Annotated in this window: 20 protein-coding genes and 1 tRNA gene; 20 read left to right on the forward strand and 1 reads right to left on the reverse strand. The window is 60.2% G+C overall.

All coding sequences use genetic code 11. From position 1 onward, the window contains the following. Positions 1 to 18 precede the first annotated feature (18 nt). The 20 genes from AAIL66_RS01500 to AAIL66_RS01595 all read left to right on the forward strand — a co-directional run bounded on the left by AAIL66_RS01500 (position 19) and on the right by AAIL66_RS01595 (position 17,816). A complete protein-coding gene (locus AAIL66_RS01500) occupies positions 19 to 1,011 on the forward strand; it encodes an NAD(P)H-quinone oxidoreductase (protein ID WP_343495901.1) in 993 nt (330 codons plus the stop codon). Next, a complete protein-coding gene (gene tpiA, locus AAIL66_RS01505; RefSeq protein WP_034378755.1) occupies positions 1,008 to 1,754 on the forward strand; it encodes a triose-phosphate isomerase in 747 nt (248 codons plus the stop codon). The genes AAIL66_RS01500 and tpiA overlap by 4 nt, the downstream gene beginning before the upstream one ends. Before the next feature lie 57 nt (positions 1,755 to 1,811). Beyond that, positions 1,812 to 2,207, forward strand: coding sequence for a preprotein translocase subunit SecG (secG, locus tag AAIL66_RS01510; protein WP_003064379.1), 396 nt, complete (start codon positions 1,812 to 1,814; stop codon positions 2,205 to 2,207). Between the two features lie 120 nt (positions 2,208 to 2,327). Next, positions 2,328 to 2,412: transfer RNA gene (locus AAIL66_RS01515), tRNA-Leu, on the forward strand. 74 nt (positions 2,413 to 2,486) lie between these two features. Then, positions 2,487 to 2,846 (forward strand): NADH-quinone oxidoreductase subunit A, encoded by a 360-nt coding sequence (locus AAIL66_RS01520; protein ID WP_003064381.1) that lies wholly within the window; start codon positions 2,487 to 2,489, stop codon positions 2,844 to 2,846. A gap of 22 nt (positions 2,847 to 2,868) precedes the next feature. Then, entirely contained in the window at positions 2,869 to 3,348 is a 480-nt protein-coding gene (locus tag AAIL66_RS01525) for an NADH-quinone oxidoreductase subunit B (protein WP_003057832.1), read from the forward strand. Positions 3,349 to 3,357: 9 nt separating this feature from the next. Continuing rightward, positions 3,358 to 3,969, forward strand: a complete 612-nt coding sequence (locus AAIL66_RS01530; protein WP_012837316.1) for an NADH-quinone oxidoreductase subunit C — start codon at positions 3,358 to 3,360, stop codon at positions 3,967 to 3,969. A 29-nt stretch (positions 3,970 to 3,998) separates the two neighbouring features. After that, positions 3,999 to 5,252, forward strand: coding sequence for an NADH-quinone oxidoreductase subunit D (locus AAIL66_RS01535; protein WP_003076498.1), 1,254 nt, complete (start codon positions 3,999 to 4,001; stop codon positions 5,250 to 5,252). Continuing rightward, positions 5,249 to 5,740, forward strand: coding sequence for an NADH-quinone oxidoreductase subunit NuoE (gene nuoE, locus AAIL66_RS01540; protein ID WP_003057829.1), 492 nt, complete (start codon positions 5,249 to 5,251; stop codon positions 5,738 to 5,740). Before AAIL66_RS01535 ends, nuoE begins: the two co-directional genes overlap by 4 nt. Then, on the forward strand, positions 5,737 to 7,101 hold the full coding sequence (gene nuoF, locus AAIL66_RS01545; protein ID WP_003064388.1) for an NADH-quinone oxidoreductase subunit NuoF: 1,365 nt from the start codon (positions 5,737 to 5,739) through the stop codon (positions 7,099 to 7,101). Before nuoE ends, nuoF begins: the two co-directional genes overlap by 4 nt. A gap of 23 nt (positions 7,102 to 7,124) precedes the next feature. Further along, entirely contained in the window at positions 7,125 to 9,242 is a 2,118-nt protein-coding gene (nuoG, locus tag AAIL66_RS01550; RefSeq protein WP_059439941.1) for an NADH-quinone oxidoreductase subunit NuoG, read from the forward strand. Next, positions 9,239 to 10,315: an NADH-quinone oxidoreductase subunit NuoH gene (nuoH, locus tag AAIL66_RS01555; RefSeq protein ID WP_003057825.1), complete on the forward strand. Its 1,077-nt coding sequence runs from the start codon at positions 9,239 to 9,241 to the stop codon at positions 10,313 to 10,315. The genes nuoG and nuoH overlap by 4 nt, the downstream gene beginning before the upstream one ends. Before the next feature lie 11 nt (positions 10,316 to 10,326). Beyond that, positions 10,327 to 10,836, forward strand: a complete 510-nt coding sequence (nuoI, locus tag AAIL66_RS01560) for an NADH-quinone oxidoreductase subunit NuoI (protein WP_003057824.1) — start codon at positions 10,327 to 10,329, stop codon at positions 10,834 to 10,836. A gap of 34 nt (positions 10,837 to 10,870) precedes the next feature. Further along, a complete protein-coding gene (locus AAIL66_RS01565) occupies positions 10,871 to 11,551 on the forward strand; it encodes an NADH-quinone oxidoreductase subunit J (protein ID WP_003076492.1) in 681 nt (226 codons plus the stop codon). Further along, positions 11,548 to 11,856, forward strand: coding sequence for an NADH-quinone oxidoreductase subunit NuoK (nuoK, locus tag AAIL66_RS01570; protein WP_003057821.1), 309 nt, complete (start codon positions 11,548 to 11,550; stop codon positions 11,854 to 11,856). The genes AAIL66_RS01565 and nuoK overlap by 4 nt, the downstream gene beginning before the upstream one ends. Positions 11,857 to 11,886: 30 nt before the next feature. Continuing rightward, the gene (gene nuoL, locus AAIL66_RS01575; protein ID WP_343495846.1) at positions 11,887 to 13,923 is read left to right on the forward strand and encodes an NADH-quinone oxidoreductase subunit L; all 2,037 of its coding nucleotides are present in this window, start codon (positions 11,887 to 11,889) and stop codon (positions 13,921 to 13,923) included. A 16-nt stretch (positions 13,924 to 13,939) separates the two neighbouring features. Next, positions 13,940 to 15,415, forward strand: a complete 1,476-nt coding sequence (locus AAIL66_RS01580; RefSeq protein WP_343495847.1) for an NADH-quinone oxidoreductase subunit M — start codon at positions 13,940 to 13,942, stop codon at positions 15,413 to 15,415. A 24-nt stretch (positions 15,416 to 15,439) separates the two neighbouring features. Continuing rightward, complete coding sequence (gene nuoN / locus AAIL66_RS01585) at positions 15,440 to 16,933, forward strand: NADH-quinone oxidoreductase subunit NuoN (RefSeq protein WP_003064398.1); 1,494 nt, start codon at positions 15,440 to 15,442, stop codon at positions 16,931 to 16,933. Between the two features lie 56 nt (positions 16,934 to 16,989). Beyond that, a complete protein-coding gene (locus tag AAIL66_RS01590) occupies positions 16,990 to 17,295 on the forward strand; it encodes a DUF2818 family protein (RefSeq protein WP_003076486.1) in 306 nt (101 codons plus the stop codon). Positions 17,296 to 17,303: 8 nt separating this feature from the next. Continuing rightward, entirely contained in the window at positions 17,304 to 17,816 is a 513-nt protein-coding gene (locus AAIL66_RS01595; protein ID WP_034389394.1) for a DUF1178 family protein, read from the forward strand. 45 nt (positions 17,817 to 17,861) lie between these two features. Here AAIL66_RS01595 and AAIL66_RS01600 read toward each other — a convergent pair whose 3' ends face one another. Then, positions 17,862 to 18,650 carry an anti-sigma factor gene (locus AAIL66_RS01600; protein WP_343495848.1) on the reverse strand — a complete coding sequence of 263 codons (789 nt, stop codon included), beginning with the start codon at positions 18,648 to 18,650 and terminating at the stop codon, positions 17,862 to 17,864. Positions 18,651 to 18,654 lie beyond the last annotated feature (4 nt).

The following is an 18,654-nucleotide window of genomic DNA, read 5'->3' on the forward strand; positions in this document are numbered from 1 at the left end:
ACTATGGAAGCCAACACAATGCGAGCGGTGGAGATCACCAGCTATGGTGCGCCAGACGTGCTGCGCATGGGTGTACGTCCCATGCCGGTGGCGGCTGAGGGGGAGGTGCTGATTCGCGTTGCTGCGAGCGGCATCAACCGCCCCGATGTGCTGCAGCGCAAAGGTCATTACGCGCCGCCTGCCGGAGCCTCCGATCTTCCGGGGCTGGAGGTGGCGGGTGTGATCGTGGCGGGTGACGAGGCGGCCATGGCCAAGGCGGGCTTCAAGCTTGGCGACCGCGTCTGCGCGCTGGTGGCCGGTGGCGGCTATGCGAGTTTCTGCGCTGCGCCCGTGGACCAGTGCCTGCCGGTGCCGAAGGGCTTCAGCGACGTGCAGGCGGCGGCCTTGCCCGAGACCTTTTTCACGGTCTGGAGCAATGTGTTTGACCGGGGGGCTCTGCAGCCCGGTGAAACCTTGCTGGTGCAGGGCGGCAGCAGCGGCATTGGCGTGACGGCGATTCAGCTGGCCAAGGCCTGGGGCGCGACGGTCATTGTCACGGCGGGCAGTGATGCCAAGTGCGATGACTGTCTCAAGCTCGGTGCCGACCACGCCATCAACTACAAGACCCAGGACTTTGCGGCAGAAGTGCAGCGCATCACGGCGGGCGAGGGCGTCAACGTCATTCTCGACATGGTCGCCGGCAGCTATGTGGCGCGCGAAGTCCAATGCCTGGCTCCTGATGGTCGCCTGGTCATTATCGCGGTGCAGGGTGGCGTCAAGGCCGAGTTCGATGCCGGCCTGGTGCTGCGCCAGCGGTTGACCGTGACCGGCTCCACGTTGCGCCCGCGCTCCGTTGCCTTCAAGGCGGCGATCGCCGAGGCGCTCAAGCGCAATGTCTGGCCCCTGCTGGAGTCCGGCAAGGTGCGCCCAGCCATCTATCGTGAATTCGATGCTGCTGATGCGGCGCAGGCTCATGCGCTGATGGAATCCAGCCAGCACACCGGAAAAATCGTTTTGACTTGGGAAACATGAAGCAAAAACTCATTGTTGGCAACTGGAAGATGAATGGCAGCCTGGCTGCCAATGCTGCTTTGCTGCAGGCCATCAAGCAGGGCTTGCCTGCTGACAACAAGGCGGGCGTGGCCGTGGCTGCTCCTGCGCCCTATCTGGCTCAAGTCCAGGCAGAACTTGCGGGTACTTCCATTGGCGTGGGCGCGCAGGATGTGTCCCAGCACGAGCAGGGCGCATTCACGGGCGAGGCTTCGGCCGCCATGCTCAAGGAGTTCGGCGTGCGCTATGCGCTGGTCGGTCACTCCGAGCGTCGTCAATATCATGGCGAGACTGATGCAGTGGTTGCCGCCAAGGCCCAGGCCGCGCTGGCCAAGGGCATTACGCCCATCGTCTGCGTGGGCGAGACCCTGGCGGAGCGTGAGGCGGGTCAGACCGAGGCCGTGGTCAAGCGTCAGCTGGCAGCCGTGATTCATCAGGTCGGCCACTGCGTGAGCGAGCTGGTTGTGGCCTATGAGCCTGTCTGGGCCATAGGCACCGGCAAGACTGCCACTCCCGAGCAGGCTCAGCAGGTGCATGCCGTGCTGCGGGCGCAGCTGGCGGCGGCCAGCGACAAGGCTGATCGCGTGCCTCTGCTTTATGGCGGCAGCATGAATGCGGGCAATGCGGCGCAGCTGCTGGCTCAGGCCGATATTGACGGTGGCCTGATCGGTGGCGCTGCTCTCAAGGCCCCGGATTTCCTCACCATTATTGCGGCAGCGCAATAATTCGTCTGCGCCGCACTCCGGTGTGGTGCGCAATGATTCAGACTTTTAGGTTTTGATATGAACGTCTTTTCCAGCGTCATTCTCGCGGTCCAGATGCTGGCCGCTCTGGGCATGATTGGCCTCATTCTCATGCAGCACGGCAAGGGTGCCGATATGGGGGCTTCCTTTGGCAGCGGTTCGTCGGGCAGCCTGTTTGGCGCCTCGGGCAGCGCCAACTTCTTGTCGCGCTCCACGGCGGCTCTGGCCACCGTGTTCTTCGTGGCTACATTGGCTCTGGCTTATCTGGGCAACGCTCGCCCAGTGAGCTCGGGCAGTGTGCTGGAAGGCGCTGCTCCTGTTTCGGCTCCTGCGCCTGCTGCCAATGTGTCGCCCGCAACTGCCGGCGATGCAGCCGTGCCTCCTGCTGCTCCAGCGGCTGGTGCTGAGGGCGCAGCCCAGATCCCAACGAAATAATTTGGAGAAAATCCTGAAGAACCCCAAAGAGTGGGGTTTTTCAGGCTAGAATCTAGGGATTGTCTGGGGATCAGAATCTTTGCAACGAAGGTTCCAGGGATTGCCGGACTTTGAGACGAAGCCGTCGTGGTGGAATTGGTAGACACGCTATCTTGAGGGGGTAGTGGCGAAAGCTGTGCGAGTTCGAGTCTCGCCGACGGCACCAACACATAACTAAAAACCTGCCCTGCTGATCAGGCAGTGATCGGTGAGGCATGTTTTCATAACAAGGCCCACTCGATGAACATCGATCAGTACCTTCCCGTTCTTCTGTTCATTCTTATTGGCATGGCTGTGGGTGTTGTACCCCTGGTGCTCGGCTACGTGCTGGGTCCCAACCGCCCTGATGCTGCCAAGAACTCCCCCTACGAATGCGGTTTCGAGGCGTTTGAAGACGCTCGAATGAAGTTTGATGTGCGCTACTACCTGGTCGCCATCCTGTTCATTCTGTTCGACTTGGAAATCGCATTTCTGCTGCCCTGGGCTGTCGCACTCAAAGATGTCGGCGGCGTGGGTTTTGTTGCTGTCCTGATTTTCCTGGCCATTCTGGTCGTGGGCTTTGCCTACGAGTGGAAAAAAGGCGCCCTGGATTGGGAATAAGCAGCTTTTCTGAGGAAACACGATGATCGAAGGCGTGATGAAGGAAGGCTTCGTCACCACCAGTTATGACACGGTGGTGAACTGGGCCAAGACAGGGTCGATCTGGCCCATGACATTTGGCCTGGCCTGCTGTGCGGTGGAGATGATGCACGCAGCAGCTGCCCGCTATGACATCGGTCGCTTCGGCTCCGAAGTGTTCCGTGCCAGCCCCCGCCACTCTGACCTGATGATTGTTGCCGGTACGCTGTGCAACAAGATGGCTCCCGCGATGCGCAAGGTCTATGACCAGATGTCCGAGCCGCGTTGGGTAATTTCCATGGGCTCCTGCGCCAATGGTGGCGGTTACTACCACTACAGCTACTCGGTGGTGCGTGGTTGCGACCGCATTGTTCCCGTCGACGTCTATGTGCCTGGTTGCCCCCCGACAGCGGAAGCGCTGATCTACGGCATCATCCAGCTGCAGCAGAAGATTCGTCGTACCCACACCATCGCTCGCGTTTAAAGGGCTGAGATGACTGCAATTGCAATTCACCCCGAGAAGCTTCGGGATGTGGTTACTGCTGCCTTGGGTGACAGGGTGCGCTCCGTCACTCTGGCCTATGGCGAAGTGACGGTGGAAGTATCCGCTGACAAGTATCTGGACGTGATGCAGATTCTGCGCAATGCCCCGGACTGCCAGTTCGAGATGCTGCTGGATCTGTGCGGCGTGGACTATTCCACTTATGCGGAAGTCGGCAAGGACGGTCCGCGTTTTGCCGTTGTATCCCACCTGATGTCCCTGACGCTGAACCAGCGCCTGCGTGTGCGTGTGTACTGCGCCGACGACGACTTCCCCGTGGTGGCCTCGATCAACCCCATCTGGAACTCGGCCAACTGGTTCGAGCGCGAAGCCTTCGATCTGTTCGGCATCGTGTTCGAAGGTCACGAAGACCTGCGTCGTATCCTGACAGACTATGGCTTCATCGGCCATCCATTCCGCAAGGATTTCCCCCTGTCCGGTCACGTGGAAATGCGCTACGACGCCGAACAGCAACGTGTGGTGTACCAGCCCGTCACGATCGAGCCTCGCGAAATCACGCCGCGCATCATTCGTGAAGAAAACTACGGCGGAGGCCTGCACTAAAGGCGCACGTCGCCTTTTGACGGAAGACCATGGCTGAAATCAAGAACTATTCCCTGAACTTTGGTCCGCAGCACCCGGCAGCGCACGGTGTGCTGCGTCTGGTGTTGGAGCTCGATGGCGAGGTGGTGCAGCGCGCCGACCCGCACATCGGTCTGCTGCACCGCGCGACCGAAAAGCTGGCCGAAAGCAAGACCTATATCCAGTCGCTGCCCTATATGGACCGCCTGGATTACTGCTCGATGATGAGCAACGAGCACGCTTACTGCCTGGCCATTGAAAAACTGATGGGCATCGAAGTGCCTATCCGTGCCCAGTACATCCGTGTGATGTTCTCGGAAATCACCCGCATCATGAATCACCTGATGTGGCTGGGTTCCTCGGGCAACGATGCCGGCAGCTCGACCATCCTGATCTACAGCTTCCGCGAACGCGAAGCGCTGATGGACATGTACGAAGCAGTGTCGGGTGCGCGCATGCACGCGGCTTACTTCCGTCCCGGTGGCGTGTATCGCGACCTGCCGGACAGCATGCCCCAGTACAAGGCCAGCAAGGTGCGCAATGTGCGCTCCATGGAGGCTATGAACGAAGACCGCAAGGGCTCGCTGCTGGACTTCATCGATGCTTTCACGCAGCGCTTCCCCAAGTGTGCGGACGAGTACGAAACCCTGCTCACCGACAACCGCATCTGGAAGCAGCGTAACGTCGGCATCGGTGTGGTGTCTGCTGAGCGCGCCATCAATCTGGGTCTGACCGGTCCCATGCTGCGTGCCTCGGGCCTGCCCTGGGACATGCGCAAGACCCAGCCCTACGAGGTCTACGACAAGCTGGACTTCGATATTCCGGTGGGTGCCACGGGCGACTGCTACGACCGCTATCTGGTTCGCATGGCCGAAATGCGCGAGTCCAACAAGATCATCAAGCAATGCGTGGACTGGCTGCGTGTCAATCCCGGCCCGGTGATCACGGACAATCACAAGGTTGCGCCCGCAAGCCGTGAAGCCATGAAGTCCAACATGGAAGAGCTGATTCACCACTTCAAGCTCTTTACCGAAGGCTTCAAGGTTCCCGAAGGCGAGGCTTACGCTTCCGTCGAGCATCCCAAGGGTGAGTTCGGCATTTATTTGATCAGCGATGGTGCCAACAAGCCCTATCGACTGAAGATTCGTCCACCAGGATTTGCGCACATGGCTGCTCTCGATGAACTGAGCCGTGGCCATATGCTGGCTGACGCCGTGATGGTGCTCAGTACCCTGGACATCGTGTTTGGAGACGTTGACCGATGATTACCGAAGCGACCAGAGAACGCTTTGCGCGTGAGGTGGCAAAGTATCCGGCTGACCAGAAACAGTCTGCCGTCATGGCTTGCCTGTCTATCGTGCAGCAGGAGCAGGGCTGGGTCAGCCAGGAAAGCGAGGCAGTGATTGCCGAAGTCCTGGGCATGGCCGAGATTGCGGTGCACGAAGTCACCACTTTCTACAACATGTACAACCAGCAACCCGTTGGCAAGTACAAGCTCAATGTCTGCACCAATCTGCCATGCCAGCTGCGTGACGGCTACAAGGCCTTGCACCACCTGGAGCACAAGCTGGGCATCAAGATGGGCGAGACCACCAAGGATGGCCTGTTCACGCTGCAGCAGTCCGAGTGCCTGGGCGCCTGCGCCGATTCGCCCGTGATGCTGGTCAACGACCGTTGCATGTGCAGCTTCATGAGCAATGAAAAGCTCGACGAGCTGGTTGACGGCCTGCGCGCAGCGGAGGGCAAGGCATGAGCACGATTCTGAACAATCCTGCCGCCAATGCCGTGCTGGCCAAGTTCGCATCGACCGGCAATGAAACCTGCTTCCACGACCGTCACATCAACCCCCAGATCTATGCGGATCTGAACGGCAGCAACTGGTCCATCAAGGACTATGAAGCACGCGGCGGCTATCAGGCCTTGCGCAAGCTGCTGGGCAAGGATGGCGGCGAAGGCCTGACACAAGATCAGGTCATCGCGACGCTCAAGGAATCCGGTCTGCGCGGCCGTGGCGGTGCGGGCTTCCCCACGGGTCTGAAGTGGAGCTTCATGCCCCGCCAGTTCCCCGGTCAGAAGCACCTGGTCTGCAACTCGGATGAAGGCGAACCCGGTACCTGCAAGGACCGCGACATCCTGATGTTCAACCCGCACATCGTGATCGAAGGCATGATCATTGCCGCTTTCGCGATGGGCATCAGCATCGGCTACAACTACATCCACGGCGAGATCTTCGAAGTCTATGAGCGCTTCGAGGCGGCCCTGGAAGAAGCCCGTGCGGCCGGCTACTTGGGTGACAACATCCTGGGCAGCAGCTTCAGCTTCCAGCTGCATGCCCACCATGGCTTTGGCGCCTACATCTGCGGCGAAGAAACCGCGCTGCTGGAATCGCTGGAAGGCAAGAAGGGTCAGCCCCGCTTCAAGCCGCCATTCCCCGCCAGCTTCGGTCTCTACGGCAAGCCCACGACCATCAATAACACCGAGACTTTTGCGGCCGTTCCCTGGATCATCCGCAACGGTGGCCAGGCCTATCTGGAATGTGGCAAGCCCAATAACGGCGGCACCAAGATCTTCTCGGTCAGCGGCGACGTGAACCTGCCCGGCAACTACGAAGTTCCCATGGGCACGCCTTTCAGCAAGCTGCTGGAGCTGGCCGGCGGTGTGCGCACCGGACGCAAGCTCAAGGCCGTGATCCCCGGCGGCTCTTCGTCGCCCGTGCTGCCTGCCGACATCATCATGGACTGCACGATGGACTATGACTCCATCTCCAAGGCCGGCTCCATGCTGGGTTCGGGCGCCGTGATCGTGATGGATGATTCGCGCGACATGGTCGAGTGCCTGCTGCGTCTGTCGTACTTCTATTCGCACGAGTCCTGCGGCCAGTGCACGCCCTGCCGTGAAGGCACGGGCTGGCTGTGGCGCGTGGTGAACCGTATTCAGCACGGCGAAGGCCGTCCGGAAGATATCGAGCTGTTGGACTCGGTATCCGTGAACATCATGGGCCGCACGATCTGTGCGCTCGGCGACGCGGCAGCCATGCCGGTTCGCGCCATGATCAAGCACTTCCGCCACGAGTTCGAAGCGAAGATCCAGAACGCTTCCAAACAGGCAGCATGAGCGCCTGATCGCGAGACAAGCATATGGTTGAAATTGAACTGGACGGAAAAAAGGTCGAGGTGACGGAAGGCAGCATGGTCATGCATGCAGCCGAGAAGGCCGGCACCTACATTCCTCACTTCTGCTACCACAAGAAGCTATCCATTGCGGCCAACTGCCGCATGTGCCTTGTGGATGTGGAAAAGGCTCCCAAGCCCATGCCCGCCTGCGCCACGCCAGTGACGCAGGGCATGATCGTGCGCACCAAGAGCGAGAAGGCCATCAAGGCACAACAGTCGGTGATGGAGTTCCTGCTCATCAATCACCCGCTGGACTGCCCCATCTGCGACCAGGGCGGCGAATGCCAGCTCCAGGATCTGGCAGTGGGTTATGGCAGCAGCTCTTCGCGTTACGAAGAAGAAAAGCGCGTGGTGTTCCACAAGAACGTGGGGCCGCTGATTTCCATGGAGGAAATGAGCCGCTGCATTCACTGCACACGTTGCGTGCGCTTTGGCCAGGAAGTGGCCGGCGTAATGGAACTGGGCATGATTCACCGCGGCGAGCACTCCGAGATCACCACCGTGGTGGGCGATAGCGTGGACTCCGAGCTGTCGGGCAATATGATCGACATCTGCCCCGTGGGCGCGTTGACCAGCAAGCCCTTCCGCTACAGCGCCCGTACCTGGGAACTGTCGCGCCGCAAGTCGGTGGCTCCGCACGACTCCACAGGCTCCAACCTGATCGTTCAGGTCAAGAACCACAAGGTCATGCGCGTTGTGCCCTTCGAGAACGAAGAAGTCAACGAATGCTGGATTGCCGACCGCGACCGCTTCTCCTATGAAGCGCTGAACAGCGACGAACGCCTCACCAAGCCCATGCTCAAGCAGGGCGGCGAGTGGAAGGAAGTCGACTGGCAGACCGCTCTGGAATATGTGGCCAACGGCCTGCAGCAGATCAAGAGCAACCATGGCGCCAGCGCCATCGGCGCTCTGGTCAGCCCTCACAGCACAGTGGAAGAGCTGTTCCTGGCCGGCAAGCTGGTGCGCGGCATCGGTAGCGAGAACATCGACTACCGTCTGCGCAATGCCGAGTTCGCTGCCACGCAAGGCGTGCAGTGGCTGGGTCTGCCCATCGCTGCATTGAGCAATCTGCAGTCCGCTCTGATCGTGGGCTCCAACCTGCGCAAGGACCATCCGCTGTTCGCGCAGCGCATTCGCCAGGCTGCCAAGAAGGGCTGCAAGGTCTTCGCCATCAACGATCGCATCCATGACTGGGCCTTGCCTGTCAACGCATCGGTGGTCGCTGCCGGCGACTGGGCTCAGGCTCTGGCCGATGTGGCCGCTGCCGTGGCCGAAGCCAAGGGTGTCTCGGCACCCGTGGCCGGTCAGGCCCATGACGAAGCCAAGGCGATTGCCGCTGCATTGCTGGCCGGCGAGCAAAAGGCCGTGCTGCTGGGCAATGCCGCAGCGCACCATGCTCAGGCTTCTGCACTGCTGGCTCTGGCCAGCTGGGTTGCCGAACAGACCGGTGCTGCCGTGGGCTATCTGACCGAAGCCGCCAACACGGTGGGCGCGCAATGGGTCAAGGCTATGCCTGCTGGCAACGGTCTGAATGCGGCTCAGATGATTGACGGTGGCCTGAAGGCTGCCATCTTGCTGAACAACGAGCCCGAGTTCGACAGCGCTGCCGGCAAGGCCGCCATTGCTGGTCTGAACAAGGCCGAGATGGTGGTGACTCTGAGCCCCTTCAAGGCCAATCTGGAATTCAGCGATGTGCTGCTGCCCATTGCTCCGTTCACGGAAACCTCGGGCAGCTTTGTCAACGCCGAAGGCCGTCTGCAGAGCTTCCACGCCGTGGTCAAGCCTCTGGCCGACACGCGTCCCGCATGGAAGGTGCTGCGCGTGCTGGCCAACCTGATGGGTGTGCCGGGCGTGGACTATGAGACGTCGCAGGACGTGCTGGCTGTGGCTACCGGCGGCGCTGCCCAAGTGCCAGCCAATGTGCTGAGCAACGCGGCCCAGGCCGTGAGCGCAGTGCCCGCCGGCAATGTGACTGCGCCTGCAGTCGCCAGCATTTACCAGCTCGACAGCATCGTGCGCCGCGCTACGTCGCTGCAATTGACGGCTGACGCTCGTCAGGTTCGTGAGGGAGGCGCCGCATGATCGACGCATTGAAAGCCTGGGGCGCGGGCCTGTCCGCAGCTCCTTTCTGGACCGATGTGGCCTGGCCCGTCATCTGGATTCTGCTCGGCATCGTGGCCATCGTGGCTCCCCTGATGGGTGCCGTGGCCTACCTCACATTGTGGGAACGCAAGCTGCTGGGTTTCATGCAAATCCGTCTGGGCCCCAACCGCGTGGGTCCCTCGGGTCTGCTGCAGCCTCTGGCTGACGGCCTGAAGCTGCTGACCAAGGAACTGATTCAGCCCACGGCAGCTGCCAAGGGCCTGTTCTATGTGGGCCCCGTCATGGCCATCATGCCCGCCCTGGCGGCCTGGGTGGTGATTCCCTTTGCCCCCGATGTGGCCCTGGCCAACGTGAATGCAGGTCTGCTGCTGCTCATGGCCATCACTTCCATCGAAGTCTATGGCGTGATCATTGCGGGCTGGGCTTCCAACTCCAAGTACGCCTTCCTGGGCGCGCTGCGTGCCTCGGCCCAGATGGTGAGCTACGAAATCGCGCTGGGCTTCTGTTTCCTGGTGGTCATCATGGTCACGGGCAGCATGAACCTCTCGGCCATCGTGATGAGCCAGGGTCAAGGTCAGTTCGCATCCATGGGCATGAGCATCCTGTCCTGGAACTGGCTGCCTCTGCTGCCCATCTTCATCGTCTACCTGATCTCGGTCGTTGCCGAAACCAACCGTCACCCGTTTGACGTGGTCGAAGGCGAAGCCGAAATCGTGGCAGGTCACATGGTCGAGTACTCGGGCATGGGCTTTGCGGTCTTCTTCCTGGCCGAATACGCGAGCATGTGGCTGGTTTCCATCCTGGCCGTGATCATGTTCCTGGGCGGCTGGTTGCCTCCGTTCGACTTCCTGGGTTTCATCCCCGGTTGGATCTGGCTGGCGATCAAGACCTTCCTGGTGGTGTCGTGCTTCATCTGGATTCGCGCTACCTTCCCGCGCTTCCGTTATGACCAGATCATGCGTCTGGGTTGGAAGATCTTCATTCCCGTCACCCTGGTGTGGCTGGTGGTTGTGGGTGCTTGGCTGTACTCGCCCTGGAACATCTGGAAATAAGCGGAGTACGTATGTCTGCAGTAGCTGCAACACCTTTCTCCTTCAAGGATTTCCTCAAGAGCTTCATGCTCTGGGAACTGGCCAAGGGCATGGCCCTGACTGGCCGCTACACCTTCCGTCGCAAGATCACGGTGCAGTTCCCTGAGGAAAAAACACCTCAGTCGCCACGCTTCCGTGGTCTGCACGCCCTGCGCCGTTACGAAAACGGCGAAGAGCGCTGCATTGCCTGCAAGCTTTGCGAAGCCGTGTGCCCTGCCATGGCCATCACCATCGAGTCCGATGTGCGTGACGACGGCTCGCGCCGTACCACGCGCTATGACATCGATCTGACCAAGTGCATCTTCTGCGGCTTCTGCGAAGAAAGCTGCCCGGTGGACTCCATCGTGGAGACGCACATCTTCGAATACCACGGCGAAAAGCGCGGTGATCTCTACTTCACCAAGGACATGCTCCTGGCAGTGGGTGACCGTTATGAAGCCGAGATCGCTGCCAACAAGGCAGCAGATGCCAAGTACCGCTGAAGCGGCTCCTTGATCACTTGAAAAGATTCGATCCATGGACGCCAAAACTGGTTTTTTCTATCTGTTCTCGGTCGTGCTGCTGTTTGCAGCCTTCCGGGTTGTCACGGCTCGCAACCCTGTGCACGCCGTGCTCAATCTGATTCTGGCCTTCTCGCAGGCTGCCGCCATCTGGCTGCTGCTCAAGGCTGAATTCCTCGGCATCGCTCTGGTGCTGGTCTATCTGGGCGCTGTGATGGTGCTGTTCCTGTTCGTGGTGATGATGCTCGATATCCGTATCGACTCCATGCGCCGCGGTTTCTGGAAGCATTTCCCGTTCGCCGCCCTGATCGGTGTGCTGATCGCCTTTGAAATGGGCATGGTGCTGATGGGCGGTTTCGGTGATGTCGAAGACGCCAAGGCTGTTGGTGCGACCATGGTCAATGCCGCCGGCCAGACCGTTCCTTACTCGAACACACAGGCTCTGGGCAAGCTGCTGTACACGGAATACCTGTATCCCGTGGAAATTGCGGCCGTGATCCTGCTGGTGGCCATGATTGCCGCAATTGCCCTGACGCTGCGCAAGCGCAAGGACAGCAAGGCCATGAACCCTGCAGATCAAATTCGTGTACGCGCCTCTGACCGCATCAAGCTGGTCAAGGTCGACAGCACCAAGCCTGCACAAAAACCTGACGCTGAAGCCGCGGCTGCAGCGCCTGCTGTGGAGACAAAAGCATGACGCTGACTTTGGGCCACTTCCTGACGCTGGGTGCCATGCTGTTTGCACTCTCCGTGGTTGGCATCTTTCTGAACCGCAAGAACCTGATCGTCTTGCTCATGGCCATCGAGCTGATGCTGCTGGCCGTGAACATGAACTTTGTCGCGTTTTCCAGCTATCTGGGCGACATGCACGGCCAGGTGTTCGTGTTTTTCATCCTGACAGTGGCTGCTGCTGAATCGGCCATCGGTCTGGCGATCTTGGTGCTGCTGTTCCGTAACAAGACAAGCATCGATGCGGAAGATCTCAACGCCCTCAAGGGTTGAGTCCGCCGTAACTTGCAAGGTTCTCAAGAAATGAGTCAAACCCTTTCTGCATCCATGCTGCTTGCGGTGCCGTTGGCACCGCTGGTCGGCTCCGCACTCGCGGGTATCTGGGGCACGGCCTTTGGCGGCAACAAGATTGGTCGCACCGGCAGCAGTTCCCTGACGATTCTGAGCGTGCTCCTGGCCTTCGTTCTGTCGGCCCTCACGTTCAAGGCTGTCGTGTTCGACGGCGCAAAGTTCAACGAAACCATCTACACCTGGATGGTTGTCGGTGGCCTGAAGATGGAAGTCGGTTTCCTGATCGACTCCATCACGGCCATGATGATGTGCGTGGTGACCTTTGTGTCGCTGATGGTTCACATCTACACCATGGGCTACATGGAAGAGGATGACGGCTACAACCGTTTCTTCTCCTATATCTCGCTGTTCACCTTCTCCATGTTGATGCTCGTGATGAGCAACAACCTGCTGCAGCTGTTCTTCGGCTGGGAAGCCGTGGGTCTGGTGTCCTATCTGCTGATCGGCTTCTACTACAAGAAGCCTACGGCCATCTTCGCGAACCTGAAGGCCTTCCTGGTCAACCGCGTGGGTGACTTCGGCTTCATTCTGGGTATCGGCCTGATTGCGGCCTACACCGGCACGCTGAACTACTCTGAAATCTTTGCCAAGCTGCCAGAGATCCAGAACACCCAGCTGCCCGGTACGGGCTGGCTGCTGGTGACCGTGACTGCCATCTGCCTGTTCATCGGCGCGATGGGCAAGTCGGCCCAGTTCCCGCTGCACGCCTGGCTGCCGGACTCCATGGAAGGCCCCACACCTATCTCCGCGCTGATTCACGCGGCGACCATGGTGACGGCCGGCATCTTCATGGTGTCGCGCATGTCTCCTCTGTATGAGCTGTCGGACGCTGCGCTGAACTTCATCCTGGTGATCGGCTCCATCACAGCGCTGTTCATGGGTATCCTGGGCATCATCCAGAACGACATCAAGCGCGTGATTGCGTACTCCACGCTGTCCCAGCTGGGCTATATGACCATCGCTCTGGGTGTGTCGGCCTACTCGGTGTCCGTGTTCCACCTGATGACCCACGCCTTCTTCAAGGCTCTGCTGTTCCTCGGTGCCGGCTCCGTCATCATGGGCATGCACCACAATCAGGACATCCGCTGGATGGGCGGCGTGCGCAAGTACATGCCCATCACCTGGATCACCTTCCTGCTGGGTAACCTCGCGCTGATCGGCACGCCGTTCTTCTCGGGCTTCTACTCCAAGGATGCCATCATCGAGGCGGTTCACGCTTCCAACCTGCCTGCTGCCGGCTTTGCCAATTTTGCAGTTCTGGCCGGTGTGTTCATCACGGCTTTCTACTCCTTCCGTCTGTACTTCATCGTCTTCCACGGCAAGGAGCGCTACGACCAGAACCCCGATGCCCACCATGATGACCACCACGGTCATGACGACCACGGCCATGGCCATGATGCCAAGCCCCACGAGTCGCCTCTGGTGGTGACCGGTCCTCTGGTGCTGCTGGCCATTCCTTCGGTGTTGATCGGTGCGATTGCGCTGATGCCCATGCTGTTTGGCGACTTCTTCAAGGGCGTGATCCACGTCGATGGCTCCAAGCATGGCGCCATGGCCGAACTGGCCGAGCAGATCCACGGCTGGGTGCCGATGGCACTGCACGGCTTCACGGCTGCACCGTTCTGGCTGGCTCTGGCCGGTGTGGTGGTGTCCTATGTGTTCTACATGGTCAAGCCCGAGATTCCTGCCGCCATCATGGCTTTCTCCAAGAAGATTGGTCTGTACCAGGTTCTGGAAGGCAAGTACGGCGTGGACTGGGTGTACGAGAACATCTTCGCCCGCGGCTCCCGTGCCTTCGGTACCTTCTTCTGGAAGGCCGGCGATCAGGCCATCATCGATGGCGCCATCGTCAATGGCTCCTGGAAGCTCATGGCCAAGTTCGGTCAGTGGGTGCGCGGCCTGCAAACAGGCTATCTCTATCACTACGCGTTGGTCATGCTGCTGGGTATCGTTGCCCTCATGACGTACTTCGTGTGGCTCAACAAGTAGTAGGGGAAGAACAAAAATGGGTTTGTTGAGTCTTTCTATCTGGGTGCCGATTGCTTTTGGCGCCCTCCTGCTGGCCTTCAGCAAAGAAGGGCAGGCCAACGCGGTGCGCTGGCTGGCACTGATCGGTGCGCTGATCGGTTTTGCGGTGACCATTCCTCTGGTCACCGGCTTCGACACCACGACTGCCAATATGCAGTTTGTGGAGAACGCGCTCTGGATTGAGCGCTTCAACATCCACTACCACCTGGGCGTGGATGGCATCTCCATGTGGTTTGTGCCGCTGACGGCCTTCATCACCGTCATCGTGGTGATCGCCTCCTGGACCAACATCACCGAGCGCGTGAACCAGTACATGGGCGCGTTCCTGATCCTGTCGGGTCTGATGATCGGTGTGTTCGCGTCTCTGGATGGCATGCTGTTCTATGTGTTCTTCGAAGCGACTCTGATCCCGATGTATCTCATCATCGGTATCTGGGGCGGCCCGAACCGTATCTACGCAGCCTTCAAGTTCTTCCTGTACACCTTGATGGGCTCGCTGCTCACACTGGTCGCACTGATCTATCTGTACACCCAGTCGGGCGGCAGCTTCGAGATCCTGGACTGGCACAAGCTGCCCCTGTCCGGTACCGCACAGACGCTGATCTTCTTCGCCTTCTTCGCCGCTTTTGCGGTGAAGGTGCCCATGTTCCCGGTCCACACCTGGCTGCCTGACGTTCACGTTGAAGCCCCTACCGGCGGTTCCGCCGTGCTGGCCGCCATCATGCTGAAGCTGGGTGCCTATGGTTTCCTGCGCTTCTCTCTGCCCATTGCTCCCGATGCGGCGCATGAGTGGTCGGGCCTGATGATCACGCTGTCGCTGATTGCCGTGATCTATGTGGGTGTGGTGGCTCTGGTGCAAAAGGACATGAAGAAGCTGGTAGCTTATTCGTCCGTGGCTCACATGGGCTTTGTGACCCTGGGCTTTTTCATGTTCAACAACCTGGGCATCTCCGGTGGCCTGGTGCAGATGATTGCCCACGGTTTCGTGTCCGGCGCCATGTTCCTGTGCATCGGCGTGCTGTACGACCGCGTTCACTCCCGCGAAATCGCCGCTTACGGCGGTGTGGTCAACACCATGCCCAAGTTCGCTGCCTTTGCTCTGCTGTTTGCCATGGCCAACTGCGGTCTGCCTGCAACCGCCGGTTTTGTCGGCGAGTGGATGGTGATCCTGGGTGCCGTGCAATACAACTTCTGGATTGGTCTGGGCGCTGCAACCGCTCTGATCTTCGGCGCTGCCTACACCCTGTGGATGTACAAGCGCGTGTACCTGGGTGCCGTGGCCAACGACCATGTGGCTGAACTCAAGGACATCAACTGCCGCGAATTCCTGGTGCTGGGCCTGCTGGCCGCGGCCGTGCTGGTCATGGGTCTGTATCCCAAGCCCTTCACCGATGTGATGGATGTGTCTGTGGCAGAGCTCATCAAGCATGTGGCTGTGAGCAAGCTCAACTGACCAGACTGAAACGAGAGACACGAGATGATTGACAACATCAGCTGGCTGGCGATCTACCCGGAGATCACTCTCCTGGTCATGGCCTGCGTCATTGCCTTGGTGGACCTGGGCGTCAAGAGCGCCCGTCGCACCGGCACCTATGTTCTGACCATGCTCACCCTGCTTGTCGTGGCGGTGATGCAAGGCATGTACGCCGCGAGCGGCAATACCTTCTACGGCTGGGGCAACATGGTTGTCTCGGACGCCATGGGCAACTGGCTCAAGTGCTTTGCCACTATCGCCGTGATGATCACCATGGTCTACGGCCGCCCTTATGCGGCCGAGCGCGACATGCTGCGCGGCGGTGAGTTCTTCACACTGTCCATGCTGGCCCTGCTGGGCATGTTCATCATGATCAGCGGCAACAACTTCCTGGTCCTGTATCTGGGCCTGGAGCTGCTGACACTGTCCAGCTATGCGCTGGTGGCTCTGCGCCGTGACCACACCGTGTCCGTCGAAGCCGCCATGAAGTACTTCGTTCTGGGTGCCATGGCTTCCGGTTTCCTGCTGTACGGCATGTCCATGCTCTACGGCGCCACCGGTTCGCTGGATATCGGACAGGTCTTCAAGGCCATCAATTCCGGTGAAATCAAGCACCAGGTGCTGGTCTTCGGTCTGGTCTTCGTGGTCGCCGGTCTGGCCTTCAAGCTGGGTGTGGTTCCCTTCCACATGTGGGTGCCCGACGTTTACCAGGGTGCACCTACCGCCATCACTGCCTTGATCGGTGGCGCACCCAAGCTGGCTGCCTTTGCCATGACCATCCGCCTGCTGGTGGACGGCCTGCTGCCGCTGGCCATCGATTGGCAGCAGATGCTGATGGTGCTGGCCGTCTGCTCGCTGCTCATCGGCAACCTGGCCGGTCTGCAGCAGACCAGCCTCAAGCGCATGCTGGCTTACTCGACGATTTCCCAGATGGGCTTCGTGCTGCTGGGTCTGATGTCGGGTGTGGTGGACGGCAAGGTCGATCCTGCCACCGTCGAAAATGCCTACAGCTCGGCGATGTTCTACATCGTGACCTATGTGCTGACTGCCCTGGCTTCCTTCGGCGTGATCCTGCTGCTGGCCCGCGAAGGCTTTGAAAGCGAAGAGATCGCCGATCTGGCCGGCCTGAACCAGCGCAGCCCGCTGTACGCCGGCGTGATGGCGATCTGCCTGTTCTCCATGGCCGGTATTCCTCCGCTGGTCGGCTTCTACGCCAAGCTGTCCGTGCTGCAGGCACTGGTCGCTTCGGGCAGCAGCCTATACATCGGTCTGGCCGTGTTCGCCGTGATCATGTCGCTGATCGGCGCCTTCTATTACCTGCGCGTGGTCAAGGTCATGTACTTTGATGCTCCAATCACTGCTACCAGCGTGTCTGCCCCTCTGGATGTACGCGTTGTGCTGACGATCAACGGTGCGCTGGTTCTGCTGCTGGGTATCCTGCCCGGCGGTCTGATGGCCTTGTGCGCTGACGCCGTTGTGCGTGCCCTGGCTTCCTGATAAGACGAATGTGATGAGGGCTTGATGCCCTCATCGCTTTTTCTAGGAATGGCTTTGTGTCTATAACCGCCTCTATCTGGCTCATCATCTTGGCTGCCCTTGTGGCAGCCAATTTGCCTTTTATCAACCAGCGTCTGGGCATCATCGGCCCCGTCATGGCCGGTCGCAAGCCGCTGTGGGTGCGCCTGCTGGAAATGATTGCCCTGTACCTGCTGGTGGGCGGCCTGGGCTTGCTGCTGGAGCGTCGCGCCGGTCAGATATCTCCCCAAGGCTGGGAGTTCTATGCCATTACTGCTACGCTGTTTTTGACGCTGGCATTTCCCGGCTTCGTTTATCGCTATCTGGTTCACCGCAAGGGTTGAGTGGCGCCATGAAAGTGCTTGATCTTCACTGCCCTGCAGGCCATGTCTTTGAAGGCTGGTTTGCTTCGGAAGATGATTTTCAGAATCAGCTGCAGCGCAAGCTGGTGGAATGTCCTGTTTGCGGCGACAGTGATGTGACCAAGCGCTTGAGTGCTCCCCGTCTCAATCTGGGCGCACAGCCGCCCAAAGCTGCCCAGACTGCGAAGCCGGCTCCTGCCGCAGCGCCGGAGCTTCCCGTCGCCGTACCCGAGATCAGCGCCGAGGCGCGGGCACATCTGCAGTCCATGCATGCCGCCTGGATGCAGTGGTCGCGCCAGGTTGCGCAAAATACCGAGGACGTCGGCAAAAAATTCGCCGAAGAGGCGCGCCGCATTCACTACGGTGAAACCGAGGAGCGCGCCATTCGCGGCCAGACCAGCGCCCAGGAGGCCATGGAGCTGCTGGAAGAGGGCATTGGCGTCCTGCCCCTGGCCTTGCCCGAGTCGGCCAGTGGCGAAGGCGGCAGCGGCAGCCTGCAATAAGCCCAGACCTTCACTCTCCCTTGCACGACGCCAGGGGCTGTAGCTTCAGCTCAGTTGCTGATAGATCGCGTTGGCCAGAGCCTGCAGGCGCTCGCGCGGCAGGGAGGCACTCAAGGCATAGCCTTGCCGGCCGTCGATCCAGTAAAAGCCATGGCTTGCACCGTCGCTGCTCCATTGAAAGGAGGCAGGGGCGGTGGTGGCTGCCGTCCCGGGCTTGAGCACCGAGACATACAGGGTGACGCGCTGGCCGGCCTGATCCTCGTACATGAACTGGGCGCGGGCCTGGCCGGTCTCCCCGGGCAGCAGCCGCCCGCCCATGAGATGAAAGCCCTGGGCTTCCAGCACCGGCGGCTTGAGTGCAACGCCCAGCCGCTTGGACAGCCACTGCACCAGATGCGCCTGCTGCTGTGCCGCGACCTCGACGGGGTGGCGCTGCTCGGGCACATAGACGGCATGGGCAGCAGCCGCCTCGCGGACAAAGCCTGGCAACTGCACGGCCGTGTCCGCTGGCAGCGATCCGGATTTTTGCTGGCCTGCACCATAGCCAAGTCCCAGACCCACACTGAGCATGATGCCTGCGGCCAGCGCATGTTGCCAGCGCCACTGCAGCGCCGGCTTTTGCAGGGATAGTATGAGCCGGGGCGGGACCGGCTCTTCGAGCAATTGCGCATGCAGAGCCTGAAGGCCCGCGTTCTGGGCCTGAATGGCGGCCATGCGCGCTGCTTCTTCGGGGTGTTCGGCCAGCCATTGCGCCACGGTCGCAGCGGCATCGGGCTGCAACTCTCCATCCACCCAGGCATGCAGCGTGGTTTCATCGGGGCGCTGGGGTGTCATTGCA

The organism is Comamonas sp. F1-6, assembly GCF_039581415.1.
Lineage (GTDB): Bacteria > Pseudomonadota > Gammaproteobacteria > Burkholderiales > Burkholderiaceae_C > Comamonas > Comamonas thiooxydans.

What these genes read in the sequence shown, in the direction of transcription:
- AAIL66_RS01525 (WP_003057832.1), top strand. Translation starts at nt 2,869, where the DNA reads ATGATCGAAGGCGTGATGAAGGAAGGCTTCGTCACCACCAGTTATGAC.
- AAIL66_RS01500 (WP_343495901.1), top strand. Translation starts at nt 19, where the DNA reads ATGCGAGCGGTGGAGATCACCAGCTATGGTGCGCCAGACGTGCTGCGC.
- nuoH (WP_003057825.1), top strand. Translation starts at nt 9,239, where the DNA reads ATGATCGACGCATTGAAAGCCTGGGGCGCGGGCCTGTCCGCAGCTCCT.
- AAIL66_RS01535 (WP_003076498.1), top strand. Translation starts at nt 3,999, where the DNA reads ATGGCTGAAATCAAGAACTATTCCCTGAACTTTGGTCCGCAGCACCCG.
- nuoI (WP_003057824.1), top strand. Translation starts at nt 10,327, where the DNA reads ATGTCTGCAGTAGCTGCAACACCTTTCTCCTTCAAGGATTTCCTCAAG.
- AAIL66_RS01530 (WP_012837316.1), top strand. Translation starts at nt 3,358, where the DNA reads ATGACTGCAATTGCAATTCACCCCGAGAAGCTTCGGGATGTGGTTACT.
- nuoG (WP_059439941.1), top strand. Translation starts at nt 7,125, where the DNA reads ATGGTTGAAATTGAACTGGACGGAAAAAAGGTCGAGGTGACGGAAGGC.
- nuoF (WP_003064388.1), top strand. Translation starts at nt 5,737, where the DNA reads ATGAGCACGATTCTGAACAATCCTGCCGCCAATGCCGTGCTGGCCAAG.
- nuoK (WP_003057821.1), top strand. Translation starts at nt 11,548, where the DNA reads ATGACGCTGACTTTGGGCCACTTCCTGACGCTGGGTGCCATGCTGTTT.
- nuoE (WP_003057829.1), top strand. Translation starts at nt 5,249, where the DNA reads ATGATTACCGAAGCGACCAGAGAACGCTTTGCGCGTGAGGTGGCAAAG.
- tpiA (WP_034378755.1), top strand. Translation starts at nt 1,008, where the DNA reads ATGAAGCAAAAACTCATTGTTGGCAACTGGAAGATGAATGGCAGCCTG.
- nuoL (WP_343495846.1), top strand. Translation starts at nt 11,887, where the DNA reads ATGAGTCAAACCCTTTCTGCATCCATGCTGCTTGCGGTGCCGTTGGCA.
- AAIL66_RS01565 (WP_003076492.1), top strand. Translation starts at nt 10,871, where the DNA reads ATGGACGCCAAAACTGGTTTTTTCTATCTGTTCTCGGTCGTGCTGCTG.
- secG (WP_003064379.1), top strand. Translation starts at nt 1,812, where the DNA reads ATGAACGTCTTTTCCAGCGTCATTCTCGCGGTCCAGATGCTGGCCGCT.
- AAIL66_RS01595 (WP_034389394.1), top strand. Translation starts at nt 17,304, where the DNA reads ATGAAAGTGCTTGATCTTCACTGCCCTGCAGGCCATGTCTTTGAAGGC.
- AAIL66_RS01600 (WP_343495848.1), bottom strand. Translation starts at nt 18,650, where the DNA reads ATGACACCCCAGCGCCCCGATGAAACCACGCTGCATGCCTGGGTGGAT.
- AAIL66_RS01520 (WP_003064381.1), top strand. Translation starts at nt 2,487, where the DNA reads ATGAACATCGATCAGTACCTTCCCGTTCTTCTGTTCATTCTTATTGGC.
- nuoN (WP_003064398.1), top strand. Translation starts at nt 15,440, where the DNA reads ATGATTGACAACATCAGCTGGCTGGCGATCTACCCGGAGATCACTCTC.
- AAIL66_RS01580 (WP_343495847.1), top strand. Translation starts at nt 13,940, where the DNA reads ATGGGTTTGTTGAGTCTTTCTATCTGGGTGCCGATTGCTTTTGGCGCC.